15 protein-coding genes, 1 other RNA gene and 1 pseudogene are annotated in these 22,286 nt (G+C 33.8%); 12 read left to right on the top strand and 5 right to left on the bottom strand.

Features of this window, described 5'->3' with window-relative positions:
• Nucleotides 1-63 precede the first annotated feature (63 nt).
• Nucleotides 64-413: RNase P RNA component class A (rnpB, locus tag ABWU52_RS01485), an RNA gene on the top strand.
• Nucleotides 414-444: 31 nt separating this feature from the next.
• Here rnpB and ABWU52_RS01490 read toward each other — a convergent pair.
• A complete protein-coding gene (locus ABWU52_RS01490) occupies nt 445-1,533 on the bottom strand; it encodes an IS481 family transposase (RefSeq protein WP_353276176.1) in 1,089 nt (362 codons plus the stop codon).
• 344 nt (nt 1,534-1,877) lie between these two features.
• Here ABWU52_RS01490 and ABWU52_RS01495 point away from each other — a divergent pair, with 344 nt between their 5' ends.
• Together ABWU52_RS01495 and ABWU52_RS01500 are read left to right on the top strand one after the other, a co-directional pair.
• A complete protein-coding gene (locus ABWU52_RS01495; protein WP_353277193.1) occupies nt 1,878-4,283 on the top strand; it encodes a hypothetical protein in 2,406 nt (801 codons plus the stop codon).
• A 199-nt stretch (nt 4,284-4,482) separates the two neighbouring features.
• Nucleotides 4,483-5,571, top strand: a pseudogene (locus tag ABWU52_RS01500) (IS481 family transposase).
• 29 nt (nt 5,572-5,600) lie between these two features.
• Here ABWU52_RS01500 and ABWU52_RS01505 read toward each other — a convergent pair.
• From ABWU52_RS01505 to ABWU52_RS01515, 3 genes are all read right to left on the bottom strand, one after another.
• Nucleotides 5,601-5,864, bottom strand: a complete 264-nt coding sequence (locus ABWU52_RS01505) for a hypothetical protein (protein WP_353277195.1) — start codon at nt 5,862-5,864, stop codon at nt 5,601-5,603.
• Between the two features lie 725 nt (nt 5,865-6,589).
• Nucleotides 6,590-7,474, bottom strand: coding sequence for a hypothetical protein (locus ABWU52_RS01510; RefSeq protein WP_353277197.1), 885 nt, complete (start codon nt 7,472-7,474; stop codon nt 6,590-6,592).
• A 35-nt stretch (nt 7,475-7,509) separates the two neighbouring features.
• Nucleotides 7,510-10,083, bottom strand: coding sequence for a hypothetical protein (locus ABWU52_RS01515; protein ID WP_353277199.1), 2,574 nt, complete (start codon nt 10,081-10,083; stop codon nt 7,510-7,512).
• A 442-nt stretch (nt 10,084-10,525) separates the two neighbouring features.
• On the opposite strand from ABWU52_RS01515, the gene ABWU52_RS01520 reads away from it, so the two are divergent.
• Nucleotides 10,526-12,910: a latrotoxin-related protein gene (locus ABWU52_RS01520; protein WP_353277201.1), complete on the top strand. Its 2,385-nt coding sequence runs from the start codon at nt 10,526-10,528 to the stop codon at nt 12,908-12,910.
• A 409-nt stretch (nt 12,911-13,319) separates the two neighbouring features.
• Here the strand turns inward: ABWU52_RS01520 and ABWU52_RS01525 are convergent, their stop codons facing one another.
• Nucleotides 13,320-14,237 (bottom strand): Rpn family recombination-promoting nuclease/putative transposase, encoded by a 918-nt coding sequence (locus tag ABWU52_RS01525; RefSeq protein WP_353277203.1) that lies wholly within the window; start codon nt 14,235-14,237, stop codon nt 13,320-13,322.
• Between the two features lie 121 nt (nt 14,238-14,358).
• On the opposite strand from ABWU52_RS01525, the gene ABWU52_RS01530 reads away from it, so the two are divergent.
• From ABWU52_RS01530 to ABWU52_RS01565, 8 genes are all read left to right on the top strand, one after another.
• On the top strand, nt 14,359-14,856 hold the full coding sequence (locus ABWU52_RS01530) for a helix-turn-helix domain-containing protein (protein WP_353277205.1): 498 nt from the start codon (nt 14,359-14,361) through the stop codon (nt 14,854-14,856).
• A gap of 14 nt (nt 14,857-14,870) precedes the next feature.
• Nucleotides 14,871-15,257: a helix-turn-helix domain-containing protein gene (locus tag ABWU52_RS01535; protein WP_353277678.1), complete on the top strand. Its 387-nt coding sequence runs from the start codon at nt 14,871-14,873 to the stop codon at nt 15,255-15,257.
• Nucleotides 15,258-15,444: 187 nt separating this feature from the next.
• Nucleotides 15,445-15,681 carry a hypothetical protein gene (locus ABWU52_RS01540; protein WP_353277207.1) on the top strand — a complete coding sequence of 79 codons (237 nt, stop codon included), beginning with the start codon at nt 15,445-15,447 and terminating at the stop codon, nt 15,679-15,681.
• Nucleotides 15,682-15,745: 64 nt separating this feature from the next.
• The gene (locus tag ABWU52_RS01545; protein WP_353276176.1) at nt 15,746-16,834 is read left to right on the top strand and encodes an IS481 family transposase; all 1,089 of its coding nucleotides are present in this window, start codon (nt 15,746-15,748) and stop codon (nt 16,832-16,834) included.
• 80 nt (nt 16,835-16,914) lie between these two features.
• Nucleotides 16,915-17,214 (top strand): group II intron maturase-specific domain-containing protein, encoded by a 300-nt coding sequence (locus ABWU52_RS01550; RefSeq protein WP_353277209.1) that lies wholly within the window; start codon nt 16,915-16,917, stop codon nt 17,212-17,214.
• Between the two features lie 14 nt (nt 17,215-17,228).
• On the top strand, nt 17,229-18,212 hold the full coding sequence (locus ABWU52_RS01555) for an Rpn family recombination-promoting nuclease/putative transposase (RefSeq protein ID WP_353277211.1): 984 nt from the start codon (nt 17,229-17,231) through the stop codon (nt 18,210-18,212).
• Nucleotides 18,213-18,484: 272 nt separating this feature from the next.
• Nucleotides 18,485-19,876, top strand: a complete 1,392-nt coding sequence (locus tag ABWU52_RS01560) for a hypothetical protein (protein ID WP_353277213.1) — start codon at nt 18,485-18,487, stop codon at nt 19,874-19,876.
• An 8-nt stretch (nt 19,877-19,884) separates the two neighbouring features.
• Complete coding sequence (locus ABWU52_RS01565) at nt 19,885-21,978, top strand: hypothetical protein (RefSeq protein ID WP_353277214.1); 2,094 nt, start codon at nt 19,885-19,887, stop codon at nt 21,976-21,978.
• Nucleotides 21,979-22,286: the final 308 nt, after the last annotated feature.

Genomic DNA, 22,286 nt, shown 5'->3' on the forward strand with positions numbered 1-22,286 from the left:
TAGTATGTAGACTGTTAGGAAATTTTCTTTTGCTTTTGTGATTTTAATGTTAAAGTATAATTTCTAGGTGAAATAAGTAGCTGCTGTTGTGTGATAAACACAGCAGAGGAAAGTCCGAGCTCCAAGAAAAGGTAGTGACGGGTAACGCCCGCCGGAGGTAACTCCAGTTATAGGGCTACAGAAAATTACCGCCTAAAATATTATTAGGCAAGGGTGAAAAGGTGTGGTAAGAGCGCACCATAACAATGGCAACATTGGTAGTCAAGTAACCAACACTAGGAGCAAGATTAAATAGAAGTAGATTTTATGTTTTTCTCATATCTACTCGGGTAAATCGCATGAAGTAAATGGTAACATTTACTCCAGATAAATAGCTACATAAACAGAACTCGGCTTATATTTCACCTAGGTGTAATAGTTTAGACTTAATCTGACAAGCATGAATTATCTGACAGAAGAATCGACGAAGTCAAAACCGATATCAGAATCTGCTTTAATGTTATCAATATTTTTTTGGTAAGCAATATGCATACTGTCAAAAAAGGTCTGCATAGGAGTCTTACCGTAGCAATACTTACCAGAATGAGGTCTAGCTCTATTGTAAGAATGCAACCAATGATCAACATCTAACTGAAGCTCTTCCAAAGTACTATAAATCTTTTTCCTAAAGATAATATTGTAACATTCGTCTTGCATAGTTCTATGAAGCCTTTCACATATACCATTAGTCTGTGGAGAATAAGCTTTGGTTCTAGAGTGATCAATATTTTCTATTCCCAAATATAGCTGGTACGCATGATTCCCTGGTTTGCCACAATACTCCGTACCTCTATCGGTTAAAATGCGTAGCAATGGAACTTTCTGTTCATCAAAAAATGGTATAACTCTATCATTGAGAAGATCTGCAGCTGTTATGGCAGTTTTCTCCGTATAAAGCTTAGCGAAGGCCACTCTAGAGTAGGTATCAATAAAAGTTTGTTGATAAATTCGTCCAATACATTTGATATTGCCTACATAATAGGTATCTTGACTACCTAAGTATCCAGGGTGTTGTGTCTCAATTTCGCCATGTGCCTCTTTTTGTTCCTTAGCTTTTTCTAAAGCAGTAACTTGCTCCTCTGTCAAAATTATACCATCTTGTACTACCTTCGCTTCCAGCGCTTTCAATCTCTTTTTAAAATTTTCAAGATCGTTTCTTTGCCATATTGATCTTATCCCGCTAGCAGATATTAGAATTCCTCTCTTTTTCAGTTCATTTGCTGCTCTTTCTTGTCCATATGCTGGAAATTCTATTGCTATTTCAACTACTGCTTTTTCTATATTCTCTGATACTCTATTTGCATATAATGGCTTACTTTTACTTATCTCATGTAATCCCTCTTCTCCTCCTGTTTCATATAGTTCTTTGAATCGGTAAAATGTATCTCTCGAATATCCCATCACTTTACATGCCTGCGATACATTCCCTAATTGTTTTGCAAGTTCTAGCAATCCTAACTTTGGTTTTAATATTTTTTCTTGTGTTGTACTCATATCTGACACTCCTTTAAAATTTGTTTATATTTTTATCTTACTCTATTCGCTTGTCAGATTAAGTCTAAACTATTACACCTTATTGGGAAGACAAGTAGAACATACGATAAATTAGCTTAAACCTTCGTTTATAGATAGAAAGCGCTCTTTTTTATTTGTCTCATTATCATTGAAAATTGGTATAACATTGTAAGTTTAGAAGTATCTATATAAATTTAAATCAAGGCATATATTGAGACACCTATAGTTAGGCTTTACATTCTTGAGAAAAGTCAAATAATTTACTTAATTAAATTACTATTTAGTGCTAAACTAGGCTAAGCTTATCTATATTGAGGATAAACATGACAAGAGGTAAAATTATTGGTGTTGCAAATCAGCAAGTAGATATTCACTCTTTTCCTGAGAAAGATCAAAATGAAACTCACTACAGTCCTAACACAATAACCAAATTAGAGTTTAAACTTACGCAACATCTACTCATTAAGGTAAAAGCAAACGAAAGTAATAAAGATGCAAATTCTGGTAACCAAGCTTATAAAGACCTACCTAGAATGAGTTTTATAATTAACGATAAACCTATAGATAGTCGTTTTGTTACACAATTATACGATGAACTCAATCAAAATGATAAACGTCAGATTGCAAAACATGTTTTTACAAAAATGTTCGAACATGCTAAAGCAGAAGTTCCAAATGACCATATACTAGAAGAGTTAATTACTCATTGTAATCAAGCGGGATATGAGTTTGCAATGTATGAACAGATGCATTCGATACTTGCCAAGTATAATTTGATACCAATAGTTTCTGAAAAAACAATACATATTTGTGATAGTAATGCAGATTCTGTAAACATTGAGTACCGTAAGATTATACGTGTAGCAGAGTTGAATAATCCAGAGAAAGAAATATGTAGGTCAAATAGCTCACTGAAATTCACACTTAAATTTCAAAGTGATCGAGTAGACTATGAAAATGGCAAAGTAATACTTACTATTCCTAAACAATTAAGCAATTACAAAGCAAACGACAACAGCCTACTTGACGATATTAATAAACATTTCAAAGATGCTGATAATGCAGCTGTTGAGTCCCTCATTGCAAATATTGGTGAAGGTCCTAAGTCGTTCATTGCAGATCAAGAAGATTTAAATAATGATAAAGAATCATCACTTGTTATTATTCCTGAAAATCCAACTCTGGATCTAGAGAGTGCAGTAGAATCAGTAAAAGGAGCAATAAATGTTAAAAATGTTGATGCTTTGAGTGATTGTGTAGATGTTGTTCGGGATAATGTTATTTCTGTATCCCCTCAAAAAGGTTTGAAAGTAGTAGAAAAAATATTAGAAATGGTAGGTAACTTTACTAAAGAACAAGATAAGGCGTGGGTTACTTATCCTACTAACCCTATTATAGGGGTTATATATTCTACCAGCCAGTATTGTTATGGTTATATCTCTCAAGAAGATTATAAAAAAGTTAAAAGCCTTGAGGACATTCTGCGTAAGATCCAGTCTAACCTAATAAAAGGAACGAACAATGACTCCAATAAAGGATTACCTATCATAAATGTTGAAGATGTTTCATTGACTGTAACAAATCAAACTGAATTGTTAAACTTAGTGAATGAGAATTGTTCTGCAAGTTCTATAAATAGTTTTGATAATAGGTTAGTTGATCGAGATTACCATACTACACAGGATTCTCAGTACATTATCGAACAAACAACAGATAAGAAAATTACTCCTATTTCTGCAAATAGTTTATCAGTTTCAGATAAAAAAAGTATGTTCACAGAAAAAAGTGACAGTATGATAAAAATAAGTTGTTCCCAACAGAACCCGGTAAGCGATAGTTACAAGGAGACAAAAATGCCTAATTCCGGTCAATTCATTAAGTTTTCAGATAGAAATAATGAAAACGAGAGCCCAAATATAATGAAGCCAGTGGCTAAACAATCCACTCAAGTAACTAGTAAAAGGAGGATATCTAGGGTGTGTAACTCAAAATTCAATCCTACCTTACCCTCAGAAAATTTAAACAAAGTTTCAAGTTGGAGCAAACCAAATAAAAAGTCCTCTCTTACTCAGGAAAGATTTTCTGCAAGCACTCACGCAACCTCAAATGTAGAAAAAAATATTCATAGGTTAAAGCCGAAGTTGAATAATCCCAGGCAAAGCTTGACCGAAAAAACTAATGAACTTACGAGAGTAAAAGGTCAGCTTACAGAGAAGGAAAAGGAGCCAAACAATGCAAGTCAAAGAGTTTCACAGATAGAGAAAGAAAAGAATTTCGAAAAACAAAAACTAGAAGAACTGAAAAATGGCAAAATCCAAGAGACGCAAGGTAAAATCACCCAATTAATAGTAGTTGAAAGTAAAAATAATGATCTGAAAGCACAAGTGCAGAAATCTGAGAGTACAAATGAACAGTTAGAGAATCAAATCAAGAATCTAGAAAAACAACTAAAAAGTAAAAATAAAGATATCGAAGGCAAAAAAGAAAAAGATCTAACCGTAAGTACTAGGAAAACAAAAGATAAGATAAATTACGCATCCGCGTTTTTCATACTTTCTGTGGTATGTACTGTTGGTGCAAATTTACCAATACCTTACTTAATAATACGTATTACATTTGCTGTAATTGCATCAGCTTCCCTTCTAGTAGGGCTTTACTGTTCATGTAAAGCTAATACAGCTCTTAAAAATGTTGAAGTTGACCAGCAAAGTAATTTAGCAATTGCTTGAAAGTAACCTTTAATAATTTAAGAGTTTTCTCAGGAAGGTATCTTGTTTGGCCTTCTTAAGGTTTATTATCTTTTAAGTATACGCTTTTATGCCATGATCAGTAGAACGATCAATAATGGTACTGTAATAGTTTAGACTTAATCTGACAAGCGAATAGAGTAAGATAAAAATATAAACAAATTTTAAAGGAGTGTCAGATATGAGTACAACACAAGAAAAAATATTAAAACCAAAGTTAGGATTGCTAGAACTTGCAAAACAATTAGGGAATGTATCGCAGGCATGTAAAGTGATGGGATATTCGAGAGATACATTTTACCGATTCAAAGAACTATATGAAACAGGAGGAGAAGAGGGATTACATGAGATAAGTAAAAGTAAGCCATTATATGCAAATAGAGTATCAGAGAATATAGAAAAAGCAGTAGTTGAAATAGCAATAGAATTTCCAGCATATGGACAAGAAAGAGCAGCAAATGAACTGAAAAAGAGAGGAATTCTAATATCTGCTAGCGGGATAAGATCAATATGGCAAAGAAACGATCTTGAAAATTTTAAAAAGAGATTGAAAGCGCTGGAAGCGAAGGTAGTACAAGATGGTATAATTTTGACAGAGGAGCAAGTTACTGCTTTAGAAAAAGCTAAGGAACAAAAAGAGGCACATGGCGAAATTGAGACACAACACCCTGGATACTTAGGTAGTCAAGATACCTATTATGTAGGCAATATCAAATGTATTGGACGAATTTATCAACAAACTTTTATTGATACCTACTCTAGAGTGGCCTTCGCTAAGCTTTATACGGAGAAAACTGCCATAACAGCTGCAGATCTTCTCAATGATAGAGTTATACCATTTTTTGATGAACAGAAAGTTCCATTGCTACGCATTTTAACCGATAGAGGTACGGAGTATTGTGGCAAACCAGGGAATCATGCGTACCAGCTATATTTGGGAATAGAAAATATTGATCACTCTAGAACCAAAGCTTATTCTCCACAGACTAATGGTATATGTGAAAGGCTTCATAGAACTATGCAAGACGAATGTTACAATATTATCTTTAGGAAAAAGATTTATAGTACTTTGGAAGAGCTTCAGTTAGATGTTGATCATTAGTTGCATTCTTACAATAGAGCTAGACCTCATTCTGGTAAGTATTGCTACGGTAAGACTCCTATGCAGACCTTTTTTGACAGTATGCATATTGCTTACCAAAAAAATATTGATAACATTAAAGCAGATTCTGATATCGGTTTTGACTTCGTCGATTCTTCTGTCAGATAATTCATGCTTGTCAGATTAAGTCTAAACTATTACATAAGATCGTAGTCCAGAGCAAACCAAACACAAATTTGCTCGCTTAGTCCAAGTTTGCTATCTATTAAAGAAGGTAGTTCATTATGATTTCTAACTGATGGTAAATCTCCTGAGTACCACATATCATTCATCAGCTCATTTAATAAATGTTCTTTAGATGATAGATGTTCTATAATGGATTCATATTCAATATCATATAATTCTGATTTGGATTTTGGTTGATTGATGATAGATTTCATCATCCCAGTAAAATCACCCATACTTACCCCTCTAAACTAATATATTATATGCAATATATAACATTAAGTCAATACCATAATCTTTTTACTACTCATATCGTTAAGCTCTTGTTAAGTTTTTATGGTGAGTAACAATGGAGTATGTAGATAGGTTAAAAGTTGCTTATGACTGCAAATTTGAGCTAATTTTACTATAAATTAACATGGTTAAGACCTATATTTGATATCACTACTATAAGAGCATGATGGATTATGCTTTAAAGGAGTGGAAAAACTGCTGAAGATTATACAGTAACCTGCGGAGCCACTTCAGCAGAATAAAAAACACATGCCAGTATTAGTAGAGAATTATTTATAAGTCAACTAACTTTTTCAAAAAATACTTTAGTAAAAGTACCATGCTAGTTAGTGTTATAAAGAATTGAATTATTGACTTTCTCCAAAAACATAAAAAACATCGTATATTTGTGAGAACAAGCAGCGTAAAAATAAGGTTATAAAAATAGAATTTTGAAATCTTTGCAACAAAGTTAGGCAAAACAGTTCGTATGTAGATATGGATGAAATGGGCTAATATGGCTAGTTTTAGCGTATAGCAAAATCATTATATTGAAAAGTTCGTATGTTACAGATGGTAGACCAACAGATTCCAAAACGAACAGTTCTCACAATAGCTTGGTTTAGTTGTTGCAAATAGCAAGATTATCAATTTTTTAATAAAATATATTCTAAAATTAAAGAATATCTTAAAAAAGATAGGGATCAATCTGATCATTGTTACTGCTGTCATCTTGGCTAAACAATTGATCACAATCCTGTTGTTGAGGTTCATCAGTCTTTTCGCCAATAAACCAAAACAAACATGAGAAAAGACTACTGAAAAATATTATAAACAATGGAATAGTATGCATAAGCATGCTAAAAAAACTTTCAGAAGTGCTTGTCTGTTCTTCTGTTTGCATAGGTGCATTATACTCTTCAGATGTGCTAATGTAATCTACAGCTGTAGTCTTTACATCAATATCTTCGTAATCTTTCTTTCCTGTATTGTTATCTTGATCATCTCTTTCTGCATAGTTAGTTGATTGTGGAGAATCTTTTGAATTTTTGTCTAATTCAGATTGTGATATATCGATTTGATTATCTACTATTCTAATAGTAAATTTGTCTGCTCCTTTTTTGAGGTGTTTTAGTGATTGATAGTTTTTGTCATCATAATTGATACAGTTTAATAGCCCAAGTTCCTCAGAAGTCTTACCAGGCGTATAAGGGGATAATAAACCCATACCAAAATGTGAATTATTATTAAGTATCTTGTGCAGTATAACATCTATCCCTTGCTCTGTATTCTTAAGAATTGAAATGATATAATCTTTATTACCTATAATATCGTCTTGACCTATAATAAAGTCCCGACCATCATCTAATTTCAGAGGTAATCCATTGTAATATAAAACTATTGTTTGTTTTTCACCGTTCCACTTTAATTTTAAGTCATTACTACTCGGTATTTTTACCCTACCAAGATGTGAATCAATAACATAATTATTATTATCAATAAATGATCTATAATATGGAGTAGGAGTTTGATCCTGGTTATCTTTAACTATAATGGGTTCGTATTCTTTCATAATATTTCTTCTCAAAATTACTTTAACAACTTTTGTTACCTTAAATAGCCAACAATATTATAATTAATGGCACTTAAGCTCCTTGGAGGCGCTATATCACTAATAAAACTTCTTGGCATTTCATTTTCTGTTGATATTTTCTCAGTATCAATACAACCTACTTGTTGTTTATTGTTTTTTAATTCCTCTTTCATACTATCTTCAAAAGTATCCAAAAATTTACCTGTTTGTTTATAGTGTGGAAAAGCTTCTGCTGCAGCTGAACGCAAGAGTTTCAACAACTCATTAAGATTTACATCATTAAGTAGTACCTTACCTAAAATCTTTTTCTCTAGTTTCAATGGATCAAAATTTAAGCTTTTGTTCGCAATCCCACATTTTAAAGCTGTTTCTCCTAATACTTTTTGAAATCTTACCGCAATATCTGCTGCATTTACTATTTTTGCCACTTGATTAAGCTCATGTATTGTATTCTCTATTTTATATTCATCTTGTTTCACCGAAGGGTAAAAGTAATTTATTACTTGTGATATAAATGAAGTTGGTCTGCCTGCTCCACTTGTTGTTGGCAGATTATTTGATTTTTGAATTTCTCTTTTCTTTCTAGTCACATCACAAACTTGATTCACCGATTCTGGCTTACACAAGATATCTTTTACTTGACGATAAAGGGATTCAGTATTGGCCTTGGATACCTGTGCATTGCCTGCAAATTTTTCGGCATCCTTTTTTATGATTTCAGTTATGTTTTTCAACTTTGCTACTTTACTATGTAATTCTATAGTCCTGTTTTCAGCCTCTTGAGCTTTCTGAGCAGATTTTTCAGAAGCATTTTTAGCTACCTCTGCTGCTTTTTGAGCAACCTGAATTTCAATTTTTGTTTTATTGATCTCAAGCAAAAACTCACTGACCAATTCAGAGCCTATTACATCTTCTCCCTTTGGACCTTTAGGGCCAGTTTCTCCTTGTAATCCATCCACACCACGCTCACCTTTTAATCCTTGCAAGCCTTGAATGCCTTGATCACCTTTGTCTCCTTTAGTACCCACTGGACCACGATTACCTGTCTCACCTTTCTCTCCAGGCAATCCAACATCTCCTTTTCTACCTATATCGCCTTTAGTACCTACCAGACCTGTCTCACCTTGATTACCTTTAGGGCCAGTTTCTCCTTGTAATCCATCCACACCACGCTCACCTTTTAATCCTTGCAAGCCTTGAATGCCTTGATCACCTTTGTCTCCTTTAGTACCCACTGGACCACGATTACCTGTCTCACCTTTCTTTCCAGGCAATCCAACATCTCCTTTTCTACCTATATCGCCTTTAGTACCTACCAGACCTGTCTCACCTTGATTACCTTTAGGGCCAGTTTCTCCCTCTTTTCCTTTTTTACCTTGAGAACCAGGGTCACCTTTTTTTCCTTTAGGTCCTAGTTTGCCTTGTAAACCTGCAGGACCTTGCTCACCTCTAGGACCCTGAAGACCTAAGCCTACATCCCCTTTTTCTCCTCTCAACCCTGGTTTTCCCGGTTCACCTTTTGAACCTAGATAACCTCTCTCACCTTTTTCTCCTTGTGGCCCTCGAGGACCAGGCCAACCTGGTAATCCAGGAGAGCCTACTACTTGAGTCAAACTGTCCCTTAATGATTCAAAATCCTTTTTTAAAGTTTTAATCTTTTGTTCTAAGTTCATAAATTCTTTAACCTTCGTCACATTAGCCTCCAAAAAGTTATCAAAATTTTCTAAATTATAGTAATAAGGATATAAACCTGAATTGTTGTCACAGTTATATCCTTCAAACTCAGGTTTAAAATCATAAAAATTTTTACATTTATCATTTTTATCTGATATGCAGCCAACATAGTTATTGCCTAACTTTTCTGTTGTAAAATAGACTTCTCTCAACATTTCCGTTTCAAAAGTAGGGAAAAATTTGAGATTTCCATTTACAACATCAAATGTTGTAGCAACACTATTTAGTATGCCGATTCTATTATTATTGCAATCAAATATTTCAGCTCTTCTATAACCTACATATTCCTTAGTTGAGATTTTTTTTGGAAATATTTTGTTTCCAGGACGTATTGAAGGTGCACAATTATGACGTGCAAGATCTTGCATAATAAGCTTTATGTTTTTACTACTTATTATATCTTTTTGATCTATATAGACATTTGGGGTAAAATAAAGGTTGCATATCTCTTGACTACTTATTATCCCTTCTGGATTTGTGACATTTAAGGTAAAATAGATCTCGCGATTGATATCAGTAAGTTCACTAGGTATGAAATCTCTAGTAGAAATGTTAGTGTTATTGTTAGTTCTTGTCTTCGAATAACAGAGCCATTCGCCATTGTAATAATAATATTCTCTACGATCATTAACTAAAACTAGTTTATCATCGTCTAGCTTTATTTTTAACCCTCTAGGTGAGATTACTTTCCATTTTTGCGGGATAAATGTCAAGTTATATATAAGAAAAACAGGGCCATCAAAAGCATAAAATGTATAGGGCAACTCGATTCCTATTTCTTCATTTATTACAACAGATGCAAATTGCTCTTTCATCTGAGGAAGCATTATAGATGATGTTAAATCAAAACGCATTTTTAACTACTTCTAGATACAGTACTTTAGATGAGTATTTTATAAATATGAATTAATTGTTAATGGTAGTGACATGTTCAGGGTATTTGTGTAGTACAGGACCAATGGATCCCAAAGAAAAATGTTCTCACCACCCTTCGTTTTTAGCGCTGAAAGTAGTTATATTACTTAAGTTATTAGCAGATTATATTGCTAAATTATTAATAATTTATCTAAGAATAGTAACTTATAACAAAAACAGATCTCTATCCATCACGCCCTGAAACTATAATTTTTTCCTTTTGAGTACTTTTTGCTTGCTGATACTATTTTTTTAGTCATATGCTTTACACAACATAAGGGTTAGTTAGGCTGTATAGTGAGTTTACAATTTCTGGTAGCGCTTACGTTAGGTTAAAGGGTATACCTTAGATTAGATTTAGGATAAGGATTGGTAGCATAAATGCATAATGTTAAAACTAGAGTTATAGAAAACGAGTTAAAAAAAACTAGTAGATTCCCTAGTGGATTCCAAGTAGAAGGTAGTAAGCTTATTAAAAACATGAAAATCACAAATGATCTTGCTTTCTGGTCTTTGGCTAGGGAGAAAGAAGCTCATGGAGATATTTTGGCAAAAGAACTAGGGTTACTAAGAGATAAGATTTATTCAAAAATGGGAAAGACCCCTTTCACTATTTGTGAAATAAGTTACTTCTGCAAGAAAAATAATATTAATTTCTCTGAAAATGATTTGCTTCTCCTTATACCGAAAAAAGAATCAAAATATTATATAAACTATGAAGCACATTCAGTGAGAAAGTACGATAGTAGGTATTTAACTAGTAAAGTCAAAGTTGAAGTTTCATACAGGGATACAGATCTAGTTTGTCATCCGGATTATAAAAATTATATAGCAGATGCTACTATATATAAAGCATTCCTGGAATGCAAGTTAGCTATGGGAAAGGGGCTTTCTGCCTGTATTGGTAAGCAATCATCACAAGTAGAAAATGAGTCATTCACTTTTAAGGCTAAGGAAATTGAATATTATCCTATCAATATAGGATATACGAAAATAGAATTTAACTTGTTACTTGAAAAAATCTATAGTAAGCTTTGGTATACTCCTTTTAGCACTGATGAAATCAAGTTAGTGTACTCTAAATATAATATAAAGCCACCAATGGATATTGAGTTTGAATCAATGAAAAGCTTACAAGAGGAAAAAAGATCAATTGAGTTCCATGAGAAAGTGAAAGGTTTACCATCTCAAGGTGTAATCAATATAAAACTTATACAAGAGAGTACCAATAATCAACTTGATTTCAACATTGAGCTATTTCAGAATATGCCTCTTGAAGATTTGACTGATGACAATAAAGATGGTGTTATTAATAACAGGGGGATTTTAAAAGCTCTCAAAAGTACTATAGAACAATTTAATGCGAATTTTGGAATTGCACAGAATAATAGATCACTTCCGGCACATGAAGCAGTTGTTTATTTTAGGTTATTCTTGTTTGATGATAAGGGAAGTTACGAAAACAAAGTACAGTCCAGGAGGAGTGTGGGTGAAACTCAATTCTGTGATCATATCTACATTGCTAACATATACTCCCGTAACGACGATAGAAATTTTGGTGATTATAATAGTGATGGAGAAGTGAATTATAAAGATCGTAACTACGTTATTAAGCATGAGTTTGTACATGGTTTGACGTACTATGCAACTTCTAAATTCAATCTAGGAAAAGTTTTCATGGAAGGCTTAGCAGAATACATTTCAAGTCTAACAGAAGGAAAAAGATCGACTGATTTTGCGGCTCTTGTTAGCAAAACATATTATGAATATAACTTAGAAGAAATAATTGAAGGAGAAATTGATCCTTATAAAACGGGAACAGCAGTTGTTGCATATATACAGGAAATTTACCCCTATTTTATCGGTAATCTTCTTTATTCAGCAAAGGAAGCTCAAGAAACTCTAAATGGTCGTTTTTATTTCCGGCAGATGATACAAAAGCTCTACAATAGTGAAGCGGAGAAAGTAAAGATTGGAGAAGGGTTTGGTTGTTGGCTACAAACCCAATTAAGAGAAAAAGAAGTACCTTCAAATTACAGTAAGTGTGCTAAAGCTTATTCAGTTCAACCCGCTGCAAGTAATGCAAGAAAAGTGTCCTCGTGGATAAATGATTTATTTAGTTGGGTAAGAAGCTCTATAGGTGAGTTATTAAGTTCTAAGCCTGCATTATCTGAGGAAGCATCAAGCACTCCAAGTCCAATCTCACAAGTTGATGCATCAATGGATGTAAATGGTACAATAATGTTACTTGACGTGCTTGTTAGAAAGGTTAAAGGTCAGAAGTATATTTCTACAGCAGATCAGTATATATCTCCACTAGAAGCACAGGGATATGCACTCAATATTACAAAGGGATTTGAGAAAGTAGTAGAGCAAGCTGCAAAGGATAGTAAAATATCAATGCACCGGTTAAATATTGATTTTATGAAAGTGGAGAAAGAGATTACTGGAAAAATTATAGGTGGTAAATTTAATGAGATTGCAGGGGTTTTAAGTTCATATGTAGAGAAAGCATGTCCTGGTAGAGAAGCGGGATGTCCTGGTAAATTAAATCCTAAGAAGTTTGGTAAGTTTATAACTGAATTTAACAACACACTAGATGTAGCATTAAATCAATCAATGCAACAAATATTACACAGCAGAAGTAGTGCGTTAGAAGTTAGTGAAGTAAAAGAACAACAAATAAGCTTAGAACCTAGAAGTTATTTAAATAATACTTCTGTTCAAGGTCATTTAGCTCAAGGTAGAAATTTAAGACTGGGGTAAGATATAATTTTTAGCTTTTTCAAAAGGGCAGAGAAGAAAGTAAGGTGTTTTAAATATGTCAAATGGGAAAAATCTGCAATAGAATTTAAAGTGGTGGTGGTAGAAATAACTGAAAAATTGGGAAGATCAGTAGCAAATTTGAGGATGCTAGATGGATGAAGTAGGAATTAGTAACAAGACTGGAATTGGAAAATAAGTGGCAATGTACTCTCCATATCAAACTTACAGCGTGTAGCTTTGATACGGAAGGTTGAATAGAAGGGTTTCGTTATGATAGTAATTTATATAATTTTATGTGCAATCTTTATAGCTATTTTAGACAGTTCATTAGACTCTTAATTAAGGGGTATGTCTAACTTAGGAAAGATTTTCATAAATGTTAAAAAGTGAAGGGAATAAGTTGTAGTATTTATGTTTTTTCCCTAAGTTGTAAGATTTCAGAGTGAGAAAGGCCAGTAGATTCAGCTATTAAGTTGACAGATACACCTGCTTTTAGCAAGTTTTTTGCAACTTCAATTTTACCTTCAATTTTACCTTTTTCATGGCCGATTTGGATGCCTTCTTGTCTACCTTTTTCTTGACCTACTTTAAGACCCTCATCAAATTTTTGAGCAAAAGCAGCTATCTCATCCATTATGCGTTTCTTCATTTGTTCATATGCTAGTAACTCTTCTTCTGACCAATTAAACTTATTCATCTCTTCATAAGCTCGTTTTATTATTACGTCACTACCAACTATTTTATCTAGGTCTTCTTCGTTTGTTTCTGCTGCATAGCGAAAAAAGTAACACCATTTTTCTACTATATTTTCTAGTTGGTCTTCTTTTGTCTTTGTAAATTTTGGTAGTTCTATGAATACGAAGTAAAAATCCTTTAAGTCATGTTCAAAGCTATTTTGATCTAAAATGACATGATTAGATTTGTACTCAGCCTTATCTGGAAAAATAATACAATCAGCAACAGCAATAAAGATAATTTCCTTGAGATTATGATAATCATCACCTTGATCAGCTTGACTTGAGTAGGCTTTAGCAGCATAATATTGAGCACGCTTTTCGAAGCCTTTGGTCTTAGTGAACTGCATTTCTATGATGTATCTTGAACCTTGAGAGTCCTTACAAAGAACATCGACAATACTTTGCTTTTTAGCGGCAATTTCGGGATCTAAAATAGTAGCTAAGAATTCAACATCGTGAATAGCAGCTAAGCCAGTAAAGCCCAAAATATCGTTCAAGAAATGAATGAGAATATCTTTGTTTTTCTCAGTGCCAAATATTCTTTTAAAGGCATAATCATTGCGAGCATCAAGAAATTTCGAAAGAGCCATGACGAATTAACCTAAAAAGCATTAATAATTATACACAATTGTGAAGAAATATTCAACTAAAATTGAAACGTAGAAGTTTTTGTATATCTTTTGTTTGGTAGTATTAACCTGTATAACATTTATGGCAAATATCTCGATAAGGTACAAAATAGCGCAAAAAGTAAGGAGCTGGAGGTTAAAGAGAAAATATACTCTAAAAGATTTAGTAGGCAAAGCAAACATAAATTACCATACACTGCTAAGATACGAGCAAGGAACATGTGGCATTCCAATTGAAAGGCTAAAAGTGATAGCAGAGACATTATCAATCCCTATTAGAAATCTCTTTCCAGGACAAAAAGTGCTAAAAGAAAGTAGTTGTTTCGACAAAGCTAAGACCCAGGAAATGTATAATTTCATAGAACAATACAAAAAAATAGAAGGACGCAAAGCAATTTATGCATTAACCAAATCTATCCGAACTGAGGAAGAAAGTAATATAAAAGCAGCAAGAATAAGAATTGCAAAGAATCTAGTTAAGGCAGGGTTTGATAATGACATTGTTTATCGAGCAACGGGCTTATCAATTGAAGAATTGCTGATAAAGAGAGATACGAGCCAAACAGAGGACAAGAGATAAAAAAGTGGAGAATAATCAGAGGATATACTCAAGAAGAATTAGCGAAAAAGCTTAATATAGGGCCCTCACAGATACATCACTATGAACAAGGTAGCGTTACTCTTTTAAGTGAAAGGTTATGGGAGATAGCAAGAGAATTGTCAGTAGATGTTGAAGATCTGATAAAGGAATACAAAGAAAGTGATTGCGAAGGAGAAAATGAGTTATTAGGTTGGGCAAGAGAATATAGAAAAATTGACAATCAAGAATCACGAGATGAACTGAATATATGGGTAGAATTTTTATTGCAAAGAAAGCAAATTTACAAAGAGAAGATTAATAAAATAGAGGGAATGAAAGTTGTAAATAATTTACTTCAGTTAGGTTTTTCTACTGATGTTATTTCTAAAATAATTGATTAACAACAACCTTTTTACATAACTTGAAAATAAATATGTATTAATATCTTTACCTATTCATGAAAAAATAAGTAAAAAAGATTTAAAAATTGATTTGACTTCACTCGGAAGCTATGGCTCTATGCCAATGCTGATAAAAAACAGCAGTAAATAATTAAAAACAATTTGTTATTAACGAGGAGTATATTTTATGAATAATGGTAAAAAACTTACAGAAGAAATAGAGAGAGTATTACAGAGTGGAGGAGGAAGTGCTCTGTTTGATCGTGAAATAATGGCAGTGCTTCTAGGAGCAGTTCATGACAGAAAGCAAGCACAAGATGTTACTAAAACTCTAATGGATAACTGCCCAGGAATAGGAGAAATTTTGGGACGAGAAATCGATGATCTGAAAATGATAGAAGGAATGACCGATGTAATAGTTTAGACTTAATCTGACAAGCGAATAGAGTAAGATAAAAATATAAACAAATTTTAAAGGAGTGTCAGATATGAGTACAACACAAGAAAAAATATTAAAACCAAAGTTAGGATTGCTAGAACTTGCAAAACAATTAGGGAATGTATCGCAGGCATGTAAAGTGATGGGATATTCGAGAGATACATTTTACCGATTCAAAGAACTATATGAAACAGGAGGAGAAGAGGGATTACATGAGATAAGTAAAAGTAAGCCATTATATGCAAATAGAGTATCAGAGAATATAGAAAAAGCAGTAGTTGAAATAGCAATAGAATTTCCAGCATATGGACAAGAAAGAGCAGCAAATGAACTGAAAAAGAGAGGAATTCTAATATCTGCTAGCGGGATAAGATCAATATGGCAAAGAAACGATCTTGAAAATTTTAAAAAGAGATTGAAAGCGCTGGAAGCGAAGGTAGTACAAGATGGTATAATTTTGACAGAGGAGCAAGTTACTGCTTTAGAAAAAGCTAAGGAACAAAAAGAGGCACATGGCGAAATTGAGACACAACACCCTGGATACTTAGGTAGTCAAGATACCTATTATGTAGGCAATATCAAATGTATTGGACGAATTTATCAACAAACTTTTATTGATACCTACTCTAGAGTGGCCTTCGCTAAGCTTTATACGGAGAAAACTGCCATAACAGCTGCAGATCTTCTCAATGATAGAGTTATACCATTTTTTGATGAACAGAAAGTTCCATTGCTACGCATTTTAACCGATAGAGGTACGGAGTATTGTGGCAAACCAGGGAATCATGCGTACCAGCTATATTTGGGAATAGAAAATATTGATCACTCTAGAACCAAAGCTTATTCTCCACAGACTAATGGTATATGTGAAAGGCTTCATAGAACTATGCAAGACGAATGTTACAATATTATCTTTAGGAAAAAGATTTATAGTACTTTGGAAGAGCTTCAGTTAGATGTTGATCATTGGTTGCATTCTTACAATAGAGCTAGACCTCATTCTGGTAAGTATTGCTACGGTAAGACTCCTATGCAGACCTTTTTTGACAGTATGCATATTGCTTACCAAAAAAATATTGATAACATTAAAGCAGATTCTGATATCGGTTTTGACTTCGTCGATTCTTCTGTCAGATAATTCATGCTTGTCAGATTAAGTCTAAACTATTACAATTTGTAAGCTTTACTCCAATAGCAAGCAAAGAAAGTTTAAAGAAGATGAGAAAAGAAATTAGAGGCTGGAAATTTGCTCGTAGAACAAACTTGGAAATAGAGGATATATCACGGATATGTAATCCAATCCTGAGGGGGTGGTTTAATTATTACGGGAAGTATCATATAACTGCACTAGATAGCATAATAAGAATGTTTAATAGGAAACTCAGAAAGTGGTTTCAAGCAAAGTACAAAAAGCTGAGAGGACATAGAACCAAAGCAGCTAAGGTACTAGAGAGAACTGCAAAGAGTAAACCAAATCTGTTTGTACACTGGAAATTAAGTATAGGGTTAGGGCAATGACTAGTGGGAGCCTTATGAAGCGCGAGTTTCACGTAAGGTTCTGTGAGGGGCCAGGAAGGAAGTTTTCCTGGTCTACTCTCCTCGCATTTCGCCGTATCTTTGGCACTGAAAAGAATAAAGACATCCTCATTCACTTTTTAAATGATATTTTGAGCTTTACTGGCAAAAATGCAATACAGGATATAGAGTTTTTAAGTACTATTCAAGACCCTGATATTGCCTCTAAAAAGCAAAGCATTGTTGATGTATTATGTAGAGATTCCACGGGGGTGCAATGGATTATTGAGATGCAGGTCGCTAAAACCAAAGGCTTCGAAAAACGTGCCCAATACTATGCTGCTAAAGCTTACTCAAGACAAGCTGATAAAGGTGATCAATATCATGATCTTAAGGAAATTATCTTTATTGCTATAGCAGATTGTATTTTATTTCCTGATAAGTCTGAGTACAAATCAAAGCACACTATTCGCAATGAAGATACTAATGAGCATGATCTAAAAGATTTTTACTTTATATTTATTGAGTTGCCTAAATTTCCAAAAACCAAAGAAGATCAGCTTTTAAGTATTGTTGAAAAATGGGTCTACTTCTTTAGATATGCAGAAGAAACTAATGAAGAAGAGCTAGAGAGAATAATAGGAAGTGACCTAATAATTAAGAGAGCATATGAAGAACTAAATAGGTTCAACTGGTCAGAAAAAGAATTTATCGCTTATGAACAGGAAATAAAACGTATTCTTGATGAACAGGCCGTTCTTGCTCAAAAACTCGATGATGCTATTCAAAAAGGTAGACAAGAAGGCATCCAAATCGGCCAGGAAAAAGGTAAAGCGGAAGGTATTAAAATTGGTGCAGAAAAAGGTAGGGAAGAGGGCGAAAAACAAGCTAAAATAGCTGTGGCCAAAAACCTACTTAAGGCTGGCGTGTCTGTTGACTTAATAGCTGAATCTACAGGCCTTTCTCAAGCTGATATTTCACAGCTCAAGGAAAAAGCTTAAGTACTGTAGCTCCCTTAGAGCGCTTTTCAACTTATTATACTTCTTTATCCATTAGTCTAATATATTAAAGCCTACATCTAACTCTTCCGCTATTCTCGCTATATCCTATTTGATTTTCTCACTAATTTTACGCATCAGTTAAGCGCAAAATAGATGATATTTAAATATAAAAAATGTTTTTCATAAAATTTTCTTGTCCTTGATAATTTTAGTGTTGCTATTTGATTCTAACTTTTGCATAATGCAGTGAATATTTTTATATAGGAGGTACAATGCCAAGGTGGACAGATCGTCATGCTACAATACTTAAGAAATTACAGAATATCATTAAACATCCAGATTCTAATACTGCTGCTGGAAGGCGTTTAGCTATCGAAAAATGGGTAAGAACCTATACTGGAGAGGTAGAATATCTTAAAGATGATGAGCTACAGTTCTTATACAACGTATTTCGTGATGAGAATTGTTGGTCAGGTACAAGGTTAAACACTGCTACTCTAGGAAGAATGTTAACTGAAGAAAAAATAGGTGAAATAAATAATCCACTTTGCAAATACAATATGGCTTGTAGGTACTGTATGATAGATAAAATTCATCCACTGTTTCAGAAGCAACTTGAATCTTACAAAAGTGGCTTCTCTTCTGAAGAAGTAGATGATGATGGTAGGCCTGCAACTAACAACCACAAATATGTTAGAAATGAATTGTTAAATGCTATGAATAGTGAAGATCCTGTACTTAGCTTTTGGATTGATAAAAAATCTGGAGAATTTAAAAAGCATGATAATGCAGTAGAGGGTTTTAATAAAGCTGTGGAATTCAAATGGAGTGAAGGAGTAGAATATTTCTATCGTCGTATAAATCAGAAAGGAAAGAAAAAGATTGATAACCTGATGGTTAAAGCTGTTGCTAATTTATCTGCTATTCAAGCTAACCATAATGTTGCTACCGTTTTAGATTTTCTTCTGCATGAAATAATCACTGATCCAATAAAGCATAAATTACTACTTGAGTTACCAGATAAAGGCAAAGGAGCTATGTATCAGCCTCTTAGCACATTAATACAGTGTGGTTTCGTTGATACAGTTCAAGATGTAATAAAGCACTTACCTCAGAAAAAGGTTTTAGTGTCTGAGGAGAAGAAAATACTTTCACATTGTGGTTACGCGTTTCTCCTTTCCTCGCTTTCAAATTCGATGTTAGAGGATCCTGAGATAGATATTCAAATTAAGGCAAGAATGATTATTGTGAATCTTTGGAAATGCGATCTTTTTGATGAGCATAAAAAAGCTGTGGTTAAATTTTCCAAGAACATAGATCCGATAACAGATGTGCTTGCAGGGTTAATTGTTGATTGGCAACGTGATAATAGCAGTAATAAAATTGTAAAGAAGCATGAAGTGCTGGAAATTTTGCAATTTATCAAAGATTTTTGTTCAGATAAGGATTTTAAATTATTTAAAGATGGTATCACTAATGATCTAAAAACGGTTTATGTGTCAGGTATGAAAGATGGTATCGACTATAGCAAGGTAGCAGAGGGATTATTTTCTCAGCTAGGGAAGTCTGCACATTTGTCTCCTGAAGGTAGTGGTTTCAGCGATCCACAGACCGTGTTAGAAAGTGCTGGTGTTAGTGGTGTGTCTAGTCGTAGTTATAATTAGGGGTGTTTATGCGGAATGATGATGAAGATACTGAATTAATTCAAGATTTGTTAAATGGAGATTGTGATGAGCTAAATAGAAAAGTTGGACTTTTTTTAGACCAGTGTCCATCTTTTTTACACTCGGTTGGTAGGAGTCGTTTTTTTCCTGCATTCTTTTTCGGCATGTTTGCTACTGCATTTGATTCTGGTATTATAGATTTTGACCCTGGTATTGCAAATGGTGAAAGAATTTACTTTCGTTTTGATAACTATAATAATGGGAAAGGAAATCTAAAAATTGCTGTTCTAACTAATGACGTAGATGAAGATGGCATAAGAATAGTAAGATGCTACACTATTGCTGATAATGAGAATAGTCCTGGATCAAGATTCAGTGAAGAAGAAAGGCTATGGGTAGAAGAGAATCAGTTACAGCACTTACAGGAGGATCTGGCTTGGGAAGAGTATAAAATATTTCAGCGGGGAGAAGAGTGTGTATTTTTTCCTCAAGGAAGGGATTTTGATGGAAATCATGCATCTCCCATCAATAATTTTAGAGAAATTGCTCCAATCATGCAGCAAGGCAACTTATTAGATCGAGTAAATGGGTTAGCAAATAATAACAGTCTAGAAGTAAGAAGAGACATTAGAAGAATTTTACAATACATCGTCAATGTCTACGATGAATATCGCCAAGAATTGAATTTTGATAGTGAGTCTGACGATCATGGTTTTTTATCCGGATTTTTAGTAAATTTTAGGCACCGCGCTATGGCTGATATCTACCTAGAATTACTTATAGGTAGAGGATATGCAGATATTACTTTGCTTGTGCGTGGTCAGGAAAAATTAAATAATTCAGTTCCCATTATAATTGAACTCAAAACAGGTCAAGAACACGCTGGACAAGCATTGGAACAAGCTAGGGATTATGTTAGAAACTGTCCCATTTCATCTGTATCTGTTCATACCTCGTCAAGAAATGCTGTTTGTGTAGGGCTAAACTTTAACCATAATGCTCAACGTCTGCAGCTTGATACAGAACACTTTCTAGAGCAAGAACCTTCTTTGATAAGAAGATTACTTAATCCTATTGAGGGAGAAGTTGCAAGAGATGTAGAAAATTATTTATTATATCCAGCCTCTTGTACACGTGCGGTACCTGGTTCTAATCCATTTTCCTACACATCTAGGTTTGCATTTGCAAGTATTGCATTTGAAAAAGGTACTGCTCGGATAGGTGGAAATTTGGTAAGAGTAACAAAATATCTATTTAATTACCATAATGATGATAGAATGCTAGGCCAGCAAGGACAAAGAGCTACAGGAATAAATGTTCGAGAGAGAGCTTTGACCATGGTTCTATTTGCACTAAATATTAATTCACTAGTTGTGCTTAATATCCGTCGAATATTGCGTCACCAATTTCCAGTAATGGCCTTAGATCTGTTACGTCCACATTGGCAAGGTGCTAGAGTGCGTGAAATATTGTGTGAAATGGTTGATGGTAATCCTCAAGTAAACGTTGTTTTAACACCATTTCAGTCACCTGATGATTATTCAAGAAATTATCTTGGGCATTTCCAAGGTAATCTTTCACGAATAGGTGGTGTTGGACAAGTGCACAGAGCCGCAAGTGTAATGATGAATACTGGCTGGCAAGATGTCAACAGGCATACGCAATTATTTCAGGAAATTTCTAATGTGTTGTTTCCGTTAAGGCAAGGATTGGTAACAAGTGAAGCTGAATTTCAAGCTGTATTACATGGGTTATTTTATACTCTTGGCAATCCTGCTAGAGTAATTATTGAGTTTCAATTAGAAAGAGGTGGAAGAATAGATCTAGTGTTGTCAAGATTTGTGGAAAGAGATGATACTCATCCAATTGGGATAGAGCTAAAATTTGCCAGAACTGCAGGGCAGGTACGACAAAGAAGTGCAGAAGCGAATCGACAATTACAACGATATACGCAATGTGGAGGATGTGAACGTGTTACTGATGGAGATCAAATGGTTTTATCGTATGCTGTATTCAATAACGGTGCACGAGGACCAGATACTCTAATATCGGTTAAGGATGTTCTTAACGTACGAGATAACTTAGGACAGTTTTATAGATAATCTTTACCAATGGAAGTGCTCACGATTTGGGTGTACTTGTAGTGAAACGTACATATTTAGTCCAGAGAGTGTAAGTAAGGTTGAAGGAAGAAAGATAAGATTCTTGAAGAAGAGGGTTTACTTTAACATCTTCTTAAGCTAAAGCCAGCCTTGTCAGGTCAAATAAATTTACTGACAAGAAAGATTTACCTAATTTAGTATCTATTAGCGACGTGGTAGAAAATGATTACATAGGCAAGGTCGTAAGGCTAAGATAGATTAAATATAATTTATCTAATTTTTAGTATTTTATGCAAAAAGCTGAAAAT

Source organism: Wolbachia endosymbiont (group B) of Villa cingulata (assembly GCF_964028285.1).
Classification (GTDB): Bacteria; Pseudomonadota; Alphaproteobacteria; order Rickettsiales; family Anaplasmataceae; genus Wolbachia.

What these genes read in the sequence shown, in the direction of transcription:
- ABWU52_RS01490 (WP_353276176.1), bottom strand. Translation starts at nt 1,533, where the DNA reads ATGAGTACAACACAAGAAAAAATATTAAAACCAAAGTTAGGATTGCTA.
- ABWU52_RS01495 (WP_353277193.1), top strand. Translation starts at nt 1,878, where the DNA reads ATGACAAGAGGTAAAATTATTGGTGTTGCAAATCAGCAAGTAGATATT.
- ABWU52_RS01505 (WP_353277195.1), bottom strand. Translation starts at nt 5,864, where the DNA reads ATGGGTGATTTTACTGGGATGATGAAATCTATCATCAATCAACCAAAA.
- ABWU52_RS01510 (WP_353277197.1), bottom strand. Translation starts at nt 7,474, where the DNA reads ATGAAAGAATACGAACCCATTATAGTTAAAGATAACCAGGATCAAACT.
- ABWU52_RS01515 (WP_353277199.1), bottom strand. Translation starts at nt 10,083, where the DNA reads ATGCGTTTTGATTTAACATCATCTATAATGCTTCCTCAGATGAAAGAG.
- ABWU52_RS01520 (WP_353277201.1), top strand. Translation starts at nt 10,526, where the DNA reads ATGCATAATGTTAAAACTAGAGTTATAGAAAACGAGTTAAAAAAAACT.
- ABWU52_RS01525 (WP_353277203.1), bottom strand. Translation starts at nt 14,237, where the DNA reads ATGGCTCTTTCGAAATTTCTTGATGCTCGCAATGATTATGCCTTTAAA.
- ABWU52_RS01530 (WP_353277205.1), top strand. Translation starts at nt 14,359, where the DNA reads ATGGCAAATATCTCGATAAGGTACAAAATAGCGCAAAAAGTAAGGAGC.
- ABWU52_RS01540 (WP_353277207.1), top strand. Translation starts at nt 15,445, where the DNA reads ATGAATAATGGTAAAAAACTTACAGAAGAAATAGAGAGAGTATTACAG.
- ABWU52_RS01545 (WP_353276176.1), top strand. Translation starts at nt 15,746, where the DNA reads ATGAGTACAACACAAGAAAAAATATTAAAACCAAAGTTAGGATTGCTA.
- ABWU52_RS01550 (WP_353277209.1), top strand. Translation starts at nt 16,915, where the DNA reads ATGAGAAAAGAAATTAGAGGCTGGAAATTTGCTCGTAGAACAAACTTG.
- ABWU52_RS01555 (WP_353277211.1), top strand. Translation starts at nt 17,229, where the DNA reads ATGAAGCGCGAGTTTCACGTAAGGTTCTGTGAGGGGCCAGGAAGGAAG.
- ABWU52_RS01560 (WP_353277213.1), top strand. Translation starts at nt 18,485, where the DNA reads ATGCCAAGGTGGACAGATCGTCATGCTACAATACTTAAGAAATTACAG.
- ABWU52_RS01565 (WP_353277214.1), top strand. Translation starts at nt 19,885, where the DNA reads ATGCGGAATGATGATGAAGATACTGAATTAATTCAAGATTTGTTAAAT.